This is a genomic window from Paenibacillus intestini, from assembly GCF_030803945.1.
In the GTDB taxonomy this organism is placed as follows: domain Bacteria; phylum Bacillota; class Bacilli; order Paenibacillales; family Paenibacillaceae; genus Paenibacillus; species Paenibacillus polysaccharolyticus.
Genome location: NZ_JAURUN010000009.1, coordinates 121,628 through 134,473, shown reverse-complemented (window position 1 = coordinate 134,473; position 12,846 = coordinate 121,628). Strand labels below are relative to the sequence as shown.

Below are 12,846 nucleotides of genomic sequence, written 5' to 3'. Positions count from 1 at the left end.
GCTTTGCTTGCCTTGGCCAATGGTTCATTTTGCAGTTGCATCTGAAATCGTACTGCATTCATCTCCATCATTCTTACTGGGAAGCCTAGCACCGGATTCCATTCATGTGAGAACGAACATACGCAGTGAAAAGGCAAAAACGCACCTCATGGCTGTAGAGCATGAATTTCCTACAGATACTGATTTTCAGCATGTTATTGAATCAAACAGACAACGGATGCAGCAAGACCACCAATTTGCGCAATACCTATGCGGTTACATCGCCCATATATACACTGATCGTGAGTGGACATATCAGATTTATCCACCTTACGAAGCTGACCCGAATGGACGAAGTGTGTACACCCATGATGTGAAAAAGCTGGAGTTTAGAATCCTGCGTGAATACGTCGGTGCTTACGGATGGTTAGATCAGTTGATGACAGCAAAAGCATATGAGTTTGGCAGTCTGTCAGCACATGAGGTGTACGAGTACAGGGGAGAAAAGTTGGATTTCCTTATGAACAAGGAGAACGAGCCTGCGGATGATTTCCATGTGTTGACGATGGACAGTATATCAACTTTTATATTGAAGACCGCCTTGAATTTGAAAACAAGATTCAAAGAATGGCATGTCTACGAACATCTATAAGTTGAACTATTCATTTACACTTTAACGGAGAGCACAGAAAAAAACTGAAAAAGCGAAGCGGTCGCCTTTATCACCGGATTTTCCCCTATGAAAAAGGGAATTCAGAGAATCTATATAGATTTTTAGCGAGACTGGAAGTGGGAAACAGGATGGGACAAGGTATTCGTTTGGTACCATATGAAGAACAATATCATCAAGATTTAACCCAGTTTACGCTGAAAAATGAACAAGTTCACTTTACGGCATTGCCTGCCCAGGTGATCGAAGAGGCTATGATCAATCCGGACAAAGATCCGATCGTTATTTTACATCAGGCTGTGCCTGTAGGGTTCTTTGTTTTACATAAAGGGTCAGAATACGTGGAGCCTGCGGAATCGGATCACAAAATACTCATTCGTGCGCTGTCGATCTCGGAGCAATATCAAGGGAAAGGTTATGCACTGGATGCCATGAAGCAACTACCTGATTGGGTACGTGAGTTTCATCCTGAGATTGACGAAATCATTCTCGCTGTGAATGAGGCAAACAAGGCTGCATATCAGTTGTATGTAAAATCTGGTTTTCTTGACCTTGGATTGACCCGAATGGGTAGCCGCGGTATTCAGCATATTTTGTGCTACAGCATGATAAAAGAGAGGAGCATGTAATGAAGGCTGAGATCAGAAAAGAAGATTTAAAATCCCAAAAACTAAGCTGGCTGTGTATTGAACCGATGCTGCTCTCCGTCCGCGGACAGAGTATGGAAGCCAAAAAAGAGGTATACATGCGGCTAAACGAAGGGCAACAAGCATTATACCTGTTTTACTCATATCACAATCACACCATAAGTCTGGCAGAGTTTTATTGGTTCTCGGCATATAACATCATTGATTTGCGTAGCTGGAGCGGGATCAGGAAAGGCATGCAATTTTTTGATTTGAATGAGATGATTGATGTACTGGATGATATTGAAGCACTTATAACAGATGCCAAAAAATCCGGAGAAACATGGCACGAAGTATCGCCAACCGATTTGGAACATGACCCTCAGTTGCTTCAGCAGATGGAGCATTTATACGCAGCATATCGGCAGGCTTCACAGCAAGCGATCACAACGATGAATGAGTGGGTACGGCAGCATCAGGACCTAATTTTAGAGGTTAAGGCAGAGGCATAGAAAAACGAGCAAAAGATCGTAAAACTACTCTGAAGAGTAGTTTTTTTGTTTTTAATGCAACACAACTACGGGTTCATGCAACAAAACGCAAATTAGTGGGAAGTGTCTTTTCAGATATGTAATATGAGTGGTGAGAGGAGGACAACGTGTGAAAGTTATGTTTGAGGAAAATCAGGAGATGCAGCCTAACGAGGCCAAAATAGTAACTCATCCTGCAGAGAAGTCAAAGTGGGATCGTATTCGGGAAGCGATTGGTCAATCCGAGACGGAACTGGTCGTGATTCAGGCGAAAAACAATCGTCAGGTGAGGATTAAACTTAGCAGCGTCATTGCCATTGAATCGGAAGATCGCATGTGCGGGGTGCGTGTCGTCACAGGAGAGAGATATTTGCTTAACCTACGTCTGAAATATGTGGAAAAAGATTTTCAAGATACTTCATTCGTACGAATCAACAATCAGACGATGATTAACACCACACATATCAGCAACTTTTCAGCTGCCGAACATGCCAGAATTCAGGTTAATCTGACCGATGGCTCCAGCTACTCCGTCAGTCGGTTTTATATTCAAAACTTTAGGAGGAAACTATCATGATCAATCAGCTTAAACAATCATTTTTTCAGGTATTTACGGTCACTACTCTTTGGGTCATCCTACTGCTGACGCTGTTCTACCGCGATCAGCCCATTCAAATGGTGTATTTGTGGAACATTGCAGGCATTTCCCTTATTGCGGCTTTATTGTTTGGAGTGATGTACAGCGCACTGTGGAATCATCTTACGTTGAAGCCGATATGGAACATCGTTATTTCTTCTACATGTAACATTGCCGGAGGCATGGGCATCATTTGGTTGTTTTCCAGAGAGATGTTTGAGCTAATTGCGCCCTGGTTCCCGGGAATGTGGCTTCTATCAATCGTGTTGCATGTTATTGCGTTTTATTTTTATGCTAGAATGGATAGCAGGAAAAAAGCGGAAGAATTAAACGACATTCTGAGGTAAGTCAGATGAACAGATATGAATGAAGATGAATTGTTGCAATTGTACGGAATGGAGCCTGACAAGGAACAGCGGGAGTCCATTCGTAGGCTGCTGCAACAAGAGATGGAGAATCAGAAAATAGAGGATCATGAGGTATTGAAACTGCTGTGCATCATGTTGTTTGCTATCGGGAACGTAGAGGACACAGAACTGATCTGGCAAGCCAAACGAAAAAATCAGGACGCAGGCAGTTACATTGATGTGCAGCTGCTTTGCGGAGCAGGTGTTGAAGAAACAATCGTGTATCTGGAAAAAAAAGGGCGGCGAACAAGCGCATGATCAGGTGCTTTATCTCAAGAAGTGCGAGCCGTACGACTTTGTGGATTTTTCCAAAGACGAATGGTTATCAGGATACAGAGGCTATTACGGCATCTGATGCCAAGGATGGAGGGATATGGTGAAGCAGGAGAGTGCTATACACGTACAGAAGCAACTGTGTGAGAAATACCATGCAGACTATGTTCCGAGTGAACCCCACCTGAAGGTAGGGATTGCCTGGAACGTAAAGGAGAAACGCGAGCCTATCCATGGGATGCGAATTCAGCCAGAAGGCGATACGACGGGCTGGTACATTTGGGCCGAGGAATATTCGGCAGCTGATGATTTCTTTGTACCGCTGCATGTTGCTCATATCGATGAATGGGATGCGAAGATTAGTCGATATCTCGGACTTGCTCCCGGATGGAGGTTCTTGATTGCCGAGGATTATGAGGACGTATGGTTTGATGAAGGGTTGCTCAATAGATAAGAAAGAGGTAAAGAGGTATTTGATTTGCGTTTAACATGATATGGAGAGTTACGAAATGAGATGGTAATGCAGCATAGGAACACCGATATCTTTTGAAAGATGAGGAGGGGAAGGATCTCCAAGTTAAGGGTACAGGAATATTAAATAGGTTTGTAAATAAATAATTAAGCTAGCGCGCTTGCATATAGCATGGGTATATCCATGCAGGCAGCGTGTTTTTTTATGATGGAAGGATGTGGTCTTGAAGTTGACTTATTTCGTTCGCAAATCCCACATTATGGGTTATGATGTACCTGGGAGAAAATTTTTACATCTACAGGAAGTCATGGGTTGAAAACAAACTGGGAGTGAAGTGGAATGATCCGAAAGTATGCCTTGATCCTCGGTGTTATGTTGTTGCTTGTAACGGCTTGTCAGAGTAAAACAGAGCCTGAGGATACACAACAACCGGAGGTCTCGGTAAGTACGAATGACGAATTAACCGTGGATGAAGATGAATCAGCAGTCTCTACGCCACAAGATGAAGTTACCCCGCCCGAATATGTGGATGAGAGCAAGTATTCTGGTGATGAGCTGGAAATTGTCAAACTAATGAATACGCATATGCGTTACTTATATGAACAGGATGAAAAGGGATATATGAGCCTCTTTGCGCCGGAATCTCCGATCTCCGGCATGCCGAATTATACTTTTCGTAAAATCACTTCCATGGGTGACATTACGATTACGGAACAAAAAAAGCTCTATCAAGGTGTTGTAATGATTACGGAAGTGGACGAAGACGACATCGAGTCCAGCTCCACCATGGTGTTTTGGAAATGGAAAGCAGATGGTGATACTGCGAAATGGATCATTGCGGACATCGATTAACAAGTACAACATGAAAGAAGGTCCAGAACGCGGTGCAGAAGAGATTATTTGAACTTGTGAATGAGGTGCAGGACGAAGCCACTTTTATTGCTTTCCTAAGTGCTTTAAGTAAGGATCGACAGACCTGTGCCGATGAATGGCAAAATGATTCGATCGAATCATTTTTGGAAGCTGCGGCAGATTGGGGGCAGGAATCCGTTAACGGATTAACGCATTATGAGAAGTCTGATAACCCTTGGAAGCGATGTGCTCAGATGATGTATATGGGCAAAATTTATGAGTAATTGGTGAACTATAGGGCAACTAAGAATGATACATAACGGAGGTTATATAAGATGATGGAATTTGTAGAGATAGGTTTGATTGTTGTAACGGTAATGTTGTTCGTCCTAGGTGCGATTAGTAAACGTAAATTATTCATCAGGTGGGGGGGCGCAAGCCTCCTTCTACTAGTCGTGTTGTATATTCCGTCGTTTGTGAACGGATTTCAGAATGGATTTGTTGAAGGATGGACGGCTCGATGACTGATTCGGTGAACAGAAATATATCGTATTTGCAAGAGAACAGCCGATTTAACTTTCGTGTTGCCGGTATTGTGATGGATGCGGACAGAGTTCTTTTACACCAGGCGAAGCAGGATGATTTCTGGAACTTGCCTGGCGGGCGGGTGGAGATGAATGAATCAACAGAGGATGCGATTCGACGCGAGATGATGGAGGAGCTTGGCGTGTCTATCCAGGTAGAGAGTCTGGCATTTGTTTGCGAAGATTTTTATGAGTACGATGGTAAGGAGATGCATGAAATGGGATTCTATTATGTGATCTCTTTGCCCGGAGGGCATTCCTTCTATAATGAACGCGAATTCAAGGGTGTTGAGCAAGATGGCGAATTAACGTTTCGCTGGTTTCCGATCCAAGAGACAGAGCAGATGGAGATTTATCCTGTTTTTTTGCGAAAAGAACTTGTTAATCTTCGTGATTCAAGTAGCATAAGACACTTCATTCAGAAATAGAGGGGTACCGAGTGGATATTACATTTATTCGTCATGGTCACGCGGAGCATTTGTTGAATTATCCGAAGGAGCTTAACCGATTACACCCGGGGTTGACTGAACAGGGAAAAAAACAAATCGTTTCCTTACGTAAAAACATCAACATAATGCCTCACGATACTATTGTGGTAAGTCCTACTAAACGTACTCTTGAAACGGTAGAACTATTAATGACGAATGAGCATAATGGGGCTGTAATTAGTCCTCTAGTCGGCCCTAGAATGTATCCTCAAGATCCGAAGTTTGCTCCATTAGGCTGTGATCAAATCTATTCAATGGCAGAACTCAGCTTGCTATACCCAGATAAGCAATACATAGATGTTGGATTAGAAGCCTGGGAAGAAAGTATAAATCAGATGAATACACAACAGTTCACACGACTAGCAGAGCAACTCTTGGCTTGGTGCAGAAAACAGACGGGGCATACATTCATCGTGTCACACGACGGTACGATCACGAATTACAGAATGATGTTAGTTGAGCATGATCTAACCAGAGATGATTTTCTTGGAGAGGCAGGGTACTACACTGTTCGTGATGTTTAGCTTGAGAAGGAGAAATGGTTGATGACCCTGTTTCAGCCGATGGAGACACAAAGACTGTATATGGGAGAACTAACTTTGGCAGACCGAGAGAGTGTATTCAAACATTTTGCTGATGAAAATGTCACGCGGTACATTCTGAATCAATAGGGGGGTTCACATGAAGTCCATTTCCCTTTCATTATCGATACTATTAGCCAGTTTTATTCTGGGGGTCTCATTTATTATTGGCTCTGTACTGCTCATGAATCAGGACAAAGATTCGAGTAATGGAACACTGAATCAGACAGCGGCACAGCAGACGCTCTTGCTTGATAAGGTTTTGTTGACACTGAAAGAGACGGCTACATATCTGGGCATGAATGAAGATCAGGTGATGAGCATCATTAAAACAGAACAGAGCAGTTTGAATGCTTTTCACCACTTTGAGGGGAAAATGTTTCCATTTATAAAAGTTCAAGATCAGTTTTATGTAAGCCGGGTTGAACTGGATTTGTGGATACAAGATGCTTCAAGCAACCATCGTAGATACATTAATGGGCAATTGCAATAGTTATGGCATGTAAGGTTATTCGAATCTTCTAATCATGTACGTTATATCGCTATCCTTGGAGAGGAGAACTAGGCACTAGTATGGAAATCGTCGGACAACAGATTCGGATCAGTAGCTTAAACGAGCAGGATATGGATTTTATATGCAAACTGGAATGTGATACAAGCTTGTGGAATTATGAAGAGAGTGTGGAAACGAAGGAAGAGGATGTAAAGGAAAAGTACCGGAGTCACTTCCACGTTGAGGGCGAGACACCGTATGCGTATGATTTTGTTATCCGTCGCTTGAATGATGCCAGTGATACACCAGTGGGCATCGTTCAGATGTGGAGTTACGTTGATTTTCGCAAAAGCTGGGAGATTGGTTTCGCATTGCTGCCTGAATATGCAGGACAGGGGTACGGAAGCGAGGCGACCCGGTTATTACTGCAATTTGCATTTAACGAGTTACAAGCACACAAAGTCGTAGGCATGTGTAATGCCGAGAATGTAAAATCAGCGGCTTTAATGCAACATGTAGGCATGACAAGAGAAGCCATTTTTAAGGAAGAGTTATGGTGGCGGAATAAGTGGACGGACCAGTGTTTTTTCTCCATTTTGGACAGCGAGTTTAAGAAGCATGGAATGGACTAAGACAGCAGTAATCTAAGACACGTCCTAATACAAGATGAGGGGTTAATCTAATGGCACAGCGTAAACTGGTTTTGCTTAGCGATCTGTATTTTGAACCCCATGATGAACTGAATGAGAGAATTCGAAGCTTGTTTCAGCACAAAAAGCCCTCAATCGGTTACATCCCTTCCTGTTCCGACCCACAGCGCATTTATGTCGAGCACACTCGGCGTTTTTATCGCCAGTTTGAGATGGAAGATGTGCAGTATTATGATCTCGATACCGAGTATGAGGAAAGCATGCTGGACTCTCTTTTCCAATGTGACGCGATTCATCTATCTGGCGGGAATACGTTTTATTTTCTAAGTTTGCTACAGCAACGAAATATGTTTGAACAGCTACGTTCTTACATTAGTGACGGTGGTATTTTGATTGGGGTTAGCGCGGGCAGTATCCTGATGACACCTACGATTCAAATAGCTGGATACGGTGAGGATGCAGACGAGAATCATATCGGTTTGACCGATTTACAGGCCCTTGCTCTTGTAGATTTCGAGTTTGCACCCCATTGGGATCGTTCCGAAGAGATGATGCAATCATTCAGAGAATACGCTCAAAATTATCAAACCAAAGTATATGCGTGCCCGGATGGTGGGGCTGTTGTTGTTGAAAATGAATCACTTGAATTATACGGCGGGGCAACTCCTGCTTTGTAAAGAGAGGATGAAGAGTAGATGCGTGCTATCCAAGTGTACCACTATGAAGCTTTTTCAAGCATTCCAGGCAAGGGCAACCCGGCGGGCGTTGTTTTTGAAACAGATCATCTGAGTGAAGTTACAATGCAACAGATTGCTCATGCTGTCGGTTTTAATGAGACGGTATTTGTATTGAAGTCTGAAAAAGCCGATGTCCGGTTGCGTTATTTCACTCCGGGTCACGAGATTAATCTGTGTGGTCATGCGACCATGGCGGCAATGTATGGACTTAAGACACGTGATGTACTACAAGGAAAAGACTCTATCACGATTGAAACGAACGTAGGTATATTACCAATTCAGTTTGAACAACAAAGTGACACCTGGTTGATGGAGATGAAGCAGGACCAGCCACGGTTTGTTCCCTTTCAAGGCGATGTAGAAAAGCTTGCTAAGTCTATTCATCTGACAACGGATGATTTGGACATGAATATGCCTACCGTATACGGAAGTACGGGTACGTGGACGTTATTAATTCCGATTCGTCGTTTAGATGCATTTGTTAAAATGAAACCGGATTCTTCTCAGTTCCCGGACATTTTATCTGAAAATCCCAAGTCATCCTTACATCCCTTCTGCTTCGAAACTCGCGATGCAGATGCTCTGATGCATGCAAGGCATTTCTCTTCGCCATACTCAGGTACAACGGAAGACCCGGTGACGGGCACCGCTTCAGGCGTGATGGGAGCCTATTATTTAACGTATGTGAATCAGGAGATTCACGAGGTTGATTTTACAGTAGAGCAAGGGCATGAGATTGGTAGAGATGGCAAGGTCCAAGTGAACGTACGCCGGGAGCAAGAGGGGATGGATGTCCGAATCAAGGGCACGGCTGTTTATGTTCGGGAGATGAAGGTGGAAATAGACAGTTGAGGTTCTGACAGAAGGAGAGAGTCAAGGTGAATGAAAAGACCATATTGAGCAGGCTCATCGAAGTATTAAAGGAAGAGTTAACCGACGCGTTAACAGGCGTGTATTTACATGGCTCCATGGCGATGGGATGTTTCCATCCGCTGCAGAGTGATATCGATATTTTAGTTGTATGTAGAGAGAAAAGGTCCTCTGAGAGTTACCGCAGAATCGCCGACCAACTGATACGTATAGAAGATGAAATGCATATTCCGAAAGGGTTTGAGATTAGTATTGTACTAGAGTCAGCTGTAACACGTGGTCAATACCCTACACCTTTTGAGTTTCATTATTCTGCATATCACCGGGAGAAGTACAGAAATGATCCTGATTATCTCTGCGGTGGTCATGAAGACCCGGATGTGGTTGCACATATGGCGGTGATCTATGATCGAGGTATTGTGCTGTATGGCAAGCCGATCAAGGAACTGTTCCAGCCGGCGAACCGCGAGCATGTCATCCAATCCATTGCATCTGATGCAAGTTCAGCCTTGGAAGAAATCGTAGACAATTCGGTCTATTATGTTTTAACTTTGTCACGCGTGCTGTTGTATATTCAGGAATCAGTGATTCACTCCAAGCGAGAGGCTGGAGAGCGTGCGGTGGCAGAAGCATTGCCTGAACATCAGGAACTTATCTCCCAATGTTTGGCTAAGTACAACGGGGAACGTGAATCGGTCAATGTGGAACATACACGTTTAAGAGATTATGCCGAATATATGCTCAAACAAATTCAAGAAGCTATGCAGGCTTAAAGGAGAACTTGATATATGAAAGAATCACAACGGATCAAATGGGAGAAACAATTACAGCAAGGAAAAAGGCATCATATCCTGGTGCGCGGCGTTTTGGGCTGGGGTTTGCCTTTGGCTTTTCTGTATACCTTGGTGATGACCTCGTGGAGCGGACAAAGTTTAACCCTGAATGGTGAGTTTTATGTAAACTTACTGACGGCACTTGTGTTGTTTCCAGCTGCTGGCATCTGGTATGGTGCCTGGACGTGGAAAATCCTGAAAATGAAAGTCGAGCAAGGCAGAAGGTAGAGCGGTGAGGTGAAGAAAGGATTGAGTACATGATTACTGAGCTGGAGGCTTCTGAATTTCACAAAATAAAACATCTAACCAATGCCTGTCGCAATATGGAGGTCAAAGCAGTGGCATCAGGCATGAACCCGGGACGGGTCTATGTCGACGATACCCTCAATCCTCAAGCGGCGCTTGTATGGGTTCAGGGGCAATCCGGTTATCAGCTAATTGGTGATTTTCAGAATGAAGTGTTCCGAAGTGAACTCCGAGAGTACATGGAGACACAGATTTATCCCACATTAGCATCATTACAAATTTCTGACGTAGAGATTGGCGTAGAAGATAGTCGGTGGGAAGCGGTACTTGAGCATATGGCTGGCCCGAGTGAACTGAACGATGATACACAGCATGTGTATCTGCTAAACCCAACGGATGAAAGAATAGAGCGAACAGAGAAAATAAAGAGTGCCAAGCGCTCATCTTCCTCTAGAATGCTTATACAACCAGTCGAGGGAACACAGGTTATTATAATAGACGAAGTACTTTTGAAAGACGATAGGTTGAATAATCTTTCTTTTGTCACATATAAGATCAAGCATTTCTGGACAAACGTAGATGCTTTTTTGAAACATGGTGTTGGCTATGTTGTTACTCGCGAGGAAGAGATTGTGTGCATATGTATTTCTGCTTTTGTCGATGGAAACACACATGCCATTGATATTGAAACATTGGAAGGTCATCGTAAGCGAAATTATGCTGCCTTGGCTGCTCAAGCGTATATGAACGAATGTAACGATAGAGGCATCCGTCCCTATTGGGATTGCTCTCCGGATAACATAGGTTCGATCCGTTTAGCACAAGGTGCAGGTTTATCTCTGGATTTTAACTATCAGGTCTATTGGTACAGCATTTCAGAGTGTATGCGTTAGTAATTGAAGGGGGTAAGAGCGTGGATGAGACACTAGAGTCACAGGTCCAGTTTCTGATTGAAATAGACAAGCTGAAAACGATTGAACGAAGAACACGAATTATCCATGGCGAACGGCTCGAGAATGATGCAGAACATTCTTGGCATCTAGCCATGATGGCATTCATATTGCATGGTCATGCTAACAAGGAAATCGACATGCTTAAAGTAATCAAGATGTTACTTGTTCATGACCTTGTTGAAATTGATGCCGGTGATACCTTTGCGTATGACACCCAAGGAAACACAGATAAACATGAACGAGAGCTTAAAGCCGCAAACCGATTATTTGGTATGTTGCCAGAAGACCAAGCCGAAGAACTGTTAAGTCTGTGGATGGAGTTCGAGACCAAAGAGACACCGGAGGCCAGGTTTGCTTCTTCCATGGATCGGTTGCAGCCGATCATTCATAATCATCAGAATGAAGGTGATACATGGCAGAAATATAACATTACGAGTGATCAGGTATTAAATCGTAATGCCGAAATTGCAAATGGGTCAGCAACGCTGTGGAAGTATACACAACAAATCGTACAAGATTCGGTAGATCAGGGGATATTGAAACAATCCGGTTCCTAAGTAAACGGGGGCTGTTTTAACTACATTTGGACTCAGGAGGCTAACATGGGGTACATCATGGATTTACGAAAATTGGTAGGCACACGTCCCTTGATCATGGCAGGTTCATGTGTACTGGTGTTTAACGAGCAGGGTCACCTGCTACTCCAGAAACGAACAGATAGCTTGGATTGGGGTACCATTGGCGGTTCGCTTGAACCGGGTGAATCATTGGAAGAGACTGCTGCGCGTGAACTATATGAAGAAGCTGGTCTGCGAGCAGAGGCATATAAGCTGATTACCATATTTTCGGGTCAGGATATGTATTACCGTTATCCACATGGAGATGAGGTATACAATGTCATGGCAATCTATGAAGCAGGCGGCATTACGGGCAGTCCAACGGTGATGGATGATGAAGGGTTAGAGCTCAGGTACTTCGACTTGACTCAGCCGATTCCGGATATCAATCCATTCACCAAATATGTGCTGTCCAAAGCGGGATATATCAAAAGCTAGGAGGAGTTTCGCACAACATTATCATTTTTCTCTCAGTGATTTACGGATACTGATTTAGTATGATAATAGTATCATTTTGCAAAGAGAGAGGGTTAGACATGGATACATTTTTGCAGCAAATTAACGAGTTAAATGAGCTTCAGATCGAGCTGGTCAGCCTGCATCCTTTTTTTGCAGAACACCATCCGGTTGTTGTAGCACACGAATCATTGTTATATATCTATGATTATTCATCTGTATCCGGGCAATACGAATGGGTCAAAACCGTACCGGACGACCTATATATTCCTGATGACTGCCTCGGCGCAATGCCTGTACATCATATGAACGATCGGATGTGCGCGATTGTGACCGCTTCTGTTTTCAAAGATTTAGAGCAGAAGGTTTTTCTGTTCCATGAATACGTGCATTGTTCTGTCTATGGAAAATACGAGGAACGAATCGTTGACCGGATGCAGATTAAACATAAAATGACCCAGTTGAGGCGTGTAACCTGGGAGATCGATTACGAATTCCCGTACGAAGATGAGATTGTTGCTGGGCGAATTGAATCTCTTCTATCTGCGTTGAAAAGTGAGAATTTACAGCAAATTCAGGTGGCGCGAACGGCATTGTTCCAATCTCTTACAGAAGAGCAAGCGGAATATTGGAGCTGGCTGGAATGGAATGAAGGAGCAGCAAGGTATATCGAGAATTTGATTCGAGCCAAGTATGAATTGCAGCCTAATCATTATGGCGATACAGCACCTTTTAACCGCCTCGTATTTTACGAGTGTGGATCGGAATATATCCGTTTGCTGGTGAAGGATCAGCCTGCGTATCATACGGATCTGGAAAAGTTGTTTGACCGGATGCAGGACGAGAGACTGGCAGGTTTGGTGAGCTAACGAGAGATTATATATAACCATTC

23 protein-coding genes are annotated in these 12,846 nt (G+C 43.5%); all 23 read left to right on the top strand.

Annotated elements, in window-relative coordinates; translation table 11 throughout:
- The first annotated feature begins 7 nt into the window (after positions 1-7).
- Positions 8-631 carry a hypothetical protein gene (locus J2T16_RS21680; RefSeq protein WP_339837012.1) on the top strand — a complete coding sequence of 208 codons (624 nt, stop codon included), beginning with the start codon at positions 8-10 and terminating at the stop codon, positions 629-631.
- A 149-nt stretch (positions 632-780) separates the two neighbouring features.
- Positions 781-1,278: a GNAT family N-acetyltransferase gene (locus J2T16_RS21675; RefSeq protein ID WP_499019229.1), complete on the top strand. Its 498-nt coding sequence runs from the start codon at positions 781-783 to the stop codon at positions 1,276-1,278.
- Positions 1,278-1,787: a hypothetical protein gene (locus J2T16_RS21670; protein ID WP_336122132.1), complete on the top strand. Its 510-nt coding sequence runs from the start codon at positions 1,278-1,280 to the stop codon at positions 1,785-1,787. Before J2T16_RS21675 ends, J2T16_RS21670 begins: the two co-directional genes overlap by 1 nt.
- A 157-nt stretch (positions 1,788-1,944) precedes the next feature.
- The gene (locus tag J2T16_RS21665) at positions 1,945-2,382 is read left to right on the top strand and encodes a LytTR family DNA-binding domain-containing protein (protein ID WP_261769206.1); all 438 of its coding nucleotides are present in this window, start codon (positions 1,945-1,947) and stop codon (positions 2,380-2,382) included.
- Positions 2,379-2,789 (top strand): hypothetical protein, encoded by a 411-nt coding sequence (locus tag J2T16_RS21660; protein ID WP_090922029.1) that lies wholly within the window; start codon positions 2,379-2,381, stop codon positions 2,787-2,789. Before J2T16_RS21665 ends, J2T16_RS21660 begins: the two co-directional genes overlap by 4 nt.
- Before the next feature lie 15 nt (positions 2,790-2,804).
- Positions 2,805-3,107: a hypothetical protein gene (locus J2T16_RS21655; protein ID WP_336122133.1), complete on the top strand. Its 303-nt coding sequence runs from the start codon at positions 2,805-2,807 to the stop codon at positions 3,105-3,107.
- Positions 3,108-3,222: 115 nt separating this feature from the next.
- Positions 3,223-3,576, top strand: coding sequence for an immunity protein Imm33 domain-containing protein (locus J2T16_RS21650; RefSeq protein ID WP_261769181.1), 354 nt, complete (start codon positions 3,223-3,225; stop codon positions 3,574-3,576).
- 357 nt (positions 3,577-3,933) lie between these two features.
- On the top strand, positions 3,934-4,446 hold the full coding sequence (locus J2T16_RS21645) for a hypothetical protein (RefSeq protein ID WP_336122134.1): 513 nt from the start codon (positions 3,934-3,936) through the stop codon (positions 4,444-4,446).
- 32 nt (positions 4,447-4,478) lie between these two features.
- The gene (locus J2T16_RS21640; protein WP_336122135.1) at positions 4,479-4,730 is read left to right on the top strand and encodes a DUF7660 family protein; all 252 of its coding nucleotides are present in this window, start codon (positions 4,479-4,481) and stop codon (positions 4,728-4,730) included.
- A gap of 51 nt (positions 4,731-4,781) precedes the next feature.
- Positions 4,782-4,970, top strand: a complete 189-nt coding sequence (locus J2T16_RS21635) for a hypothetical protein (protein WP_336122136.1) — start codon at positions 4,782-4,784, stop codon at positions 4,968-4,970.
- On the top strand, positions 4,967-5,458 hold the full coding sequence (locus J2T16_RS21630; protein WP_336122137.1) for an NUDIX hydrolase: 492 nt from the start codon (positions 4,967-4,969) through the stop codon (positions 5,456-5,458). The genes J2T16_RS21635 and J2T16_RS21630 overlap by 4 nt, the downstream gene beginning before the upstream one ends.
- Before the next feature lie 11 nt (positions 5,459-5,469).
- Positions 5,470-6,042: a histidine phosphatase family protein gene (locus J2T16_RS21625; RefSeq protein ID WP_336122138.1), complete on the top strand. Its 573-nt coding sequence runs from the start codon at positions 5,470-5,472 to the stop codon at positions 6,040-6,042.
- Positions 6,043-6,063: 21 nt separating this feature from the next.
- A complete protein-coding gene (locus tag J2T16_RS21620) occupies positions 6,064-6,189 on the top strand; it encodes a hypothetical protein (protein WP_499019226.1) in 126 nt (41 codons plus the stop codon).
- A 10-nt stretch (positions 6,190-6,199) separates the two neighbouring features.
- Positions 6,200-6,592: a hypothetical protein gene (locus J2T16_RS21615; RefSeq protein ID WP_308722158.1), complete on the top strand. Its 393-nt coding sequence runs from the start codon at positions 6,200-6,202 to the stop codon at positions 6,590-6,592.
- Between the two features lie 80 nt (positions 6,593-6,672).
- A complete protein-coding gene (locus tag J2T16_RS21610) occupies positions 6,673-7,224 on the top strand; it encodes a GNAT family N-acetyltransferase (protein ID WP_499019225.1) in 552 nt (183 codons plus the stop codon).
- Between the two features lie 50 nt (positions 7,225-7,274).
- Positions 7,275-7,919 carry a Type 1 glutamine amidotransferase-like domain-containing protein gene (locus J2T16_RS21605; protein ID WP_499019224.1) on the top strand — a complete coding sequence of 215 codons (645 nt, stop codon included), beginning with the start codon at positions 7,275-7,277 and terminating at the stop codon, positions 7,917-7,919.
- Positions 7,920-7,937: 18 nt separating this feature from the next.
- On the top strand, positions 7,938-8,831 hold the full coding sequence (locus J2T16_RS21600) for a PhzF family phenazine biosynthesis isomerase (protein WP_221786922.1): 894 nt from the start codon (positions 7,938-7,940) through the stop codon (positions 8,829-8,831).
- A 26-nt stretch (positions 8,832-8,857) separates the two neighbouring features.
- Positions 8,858-9,622, top strand: a complete 765-nt coding sequence (locus J2T16_RS21595; protein WP_221786913.1) for an aminoglycoside adenylyltransferase domain-containing protein — start codon at positions 8,858-8,860, stop codon at positions 9,620-9,622.
- Positions 9,623-9,637: 15 nt separating this feature from the next.
- Entirely contained in the window at positions 9,638-9,910 is a 273-nt protein-coding gene (locus tag J2T16_RS21590) for a hypothetical protein (RefSeq protein ID WP_145328782.1), read from the top strand.
- Between the two features lie 29 nt (positions 9,911-9,939).
- A complete protein-coding gene (locus J2T16_RS21585; protein ID WP_154982946.1) occupies positions 9,940-10,821 on the top strand; it encodes a GNAT family N-acetyltransferase in 882 nt (293 codons plus the stop codon).
- Between the two features lie 20 nt (positions 10,822-10,841).
- Complete coding sequence (locus tag J2T16_RS21580) at positions 10,842-11,438, top strand: HD domain-containing protein (RefSeq protein ID WP_221786911.1); 597 nt, start codon at positions 10,842-10,844, stop codon at positions 11,436-11,438.
- Positions 11,439-11,483: 45 nt separating this feature from the next.
- The gene (locus J2T16_RS21575) at positions 11,484-11,936 is read left to right on the top strand and encodes an NUDIX hydrolase (RefSeq protein WP_154982947.1); all 453 of its coding nucleotides are present in this window, start codon (positions 11,484-11,486) and stop codon (positions 11,934-11,936) included.
- A gap of 98 nt (positions 11,937-12,034) precedes the next feature.
- Positions 12,035-12,823 (top strand): hypothetical protein, encoded by a 789-nt coding sequence (locus J2T16_RS21570; RefSeq protein ID WP_221786909.1) that lies wholly within the window; start codon positions 12,035-12,037, stop codon positions 12,821-12,823.
- The last annotated feature ends 23 nt before the right edge of the window (positions 12,824-12,846 follow it).

What these genes read in the sequence shown, in the direction of transcription:
- J2T16_RS21675 (WP_499019229.1), top strand. Translation starts at nt 781, where the DNA reads ATGGGACAAGGTATTCGTTTGGTACCATATGAAGAACAATATCATCAA.
- J2T16_RS21670 (WP_336122132.1), top strand. Translation starts at nt 1,278, where the DNA reads ATGAAGGCTGAGATCAGAAAAGAAGATTTAAAATCCCAAAAACTAAGC.
- J2T16_RS21665 (WP_261769206.1), top strand. Translation starts at nt 1,945, where the DNA reads ATGTTTGAGGAAAATCAGGAGATGCAGCCTAACGAGGCCAAAATAGTA.
- J2T16_RS21660 (WP_090922029.1), top strand. Translation starts at nt 2,379, where the DNA reads ATGATCAATCAGCTTAAACAATCATTTTTTCAGGTATTTACGGTCACT.
- J2T16_RS21655 (WP_336122133.1), top strand. Translation starts at nt 2,805, where the DNA reads ATGAATGAAGATGAATTGTTGCAATTGTACGGAATGGAGCCTGACAAG.
- J2T16_RS21650 (WP_261769181.1), top strand. Translation starts at nt 3,223, where the DNA reads ATGGTGAAGCAGGAGAGTGCTATACACGTACAGAAGCAACTGTGTGAG.
- J2T16_RS21645 (WP_336122134.1), top strand. Translation starts at nt 3,934, where the DNA reads ATGATCCGAAAGTATGCCTTGATCCTCGGTGTTATGTTGTTGCTTGTA.
- J2T16_RS21635 (WP_336122136.1), top strand. Translation starts at nt 4,782, where the DNA reads ATGATGGAATTTGTAGAGATAGGTTTGATTGTTGTAACGGTAATGTTG.
- J2T16_RS21630 (WP_336122137.1), top strand. Translation starts at nt 4,967, where the DNA reads ATGACTGATTCGGTGAACAGAAATATATCGTATTTGCAAGAGAACAGC.
- J2T16_RS21620 (WP_499019226.1), top strand. Translation starts at nt 6,064, where the DNA reads ATGACCCTGTTTCAGCCGATGGAGACACAAAGACTGTATATGGGAGAA.
- J2T16_RS21615 (WP_308722158.1), top strand. Translation starts at nt 6,200, where the DNA reads ATGAAGTCCATTTCCCTTTCATTATCGATACTATTAGCCAGTTTTATT.
- J2T16_RS21610 (WP_499019225.1), top strand. Translation starts at nt 6,673, where the DNA reads ATGGAAATCGTCGGACAACAGATTCGGATCAGTAGCTTAAACGAGCAG.
- J2T16_RS21605 (WP_499019224.1), top strand. Translation starts at nt 7,275, where the DNA reads ATGGCACAGCGTAAACTGGTTTTGCTTAGCGATCTGTATTTTGAACCC.
- J2T16_RS21600 (WP_221786922.1), top strand. Translation starts at nt 7,938, where the DNA reads ATGCGTGCTATCCAAGTGTACCACTATGAAGCTTTTTCAAGCATTCCA.
- J2T16_RS21590 (WP_145328782.1), top strand. Translation starts at nt 9,638, where the DNA reads ATGAAAGAATCACAACGGATCAAATGGGAGAAACAATTACAGCAAGGA.
- J2T16_RS21585 (WP_154982946.1), top strand. Translation starts at nt 9,940, where the DNA reads ATGATTACTGAGCTGGAGGCTTCTGAATTTCACAAAATAAAACATCTA.
- J2T16_RS21575 (WP_154982947.1), top strand. Translation starts at nt 11,484, where the DNA reads ATGGGGTACATCATGGATTTACGAAAATTGGTAGGCACACGTCCCTTG.
- J2T16_RS21570 (WP_221786909.1), top strand. Translation starts at nt 12,035, where the DNA reads ATGGATACATTTTTGCAGCAAATTAACGAGTTAAATGAGCTTCAGATC.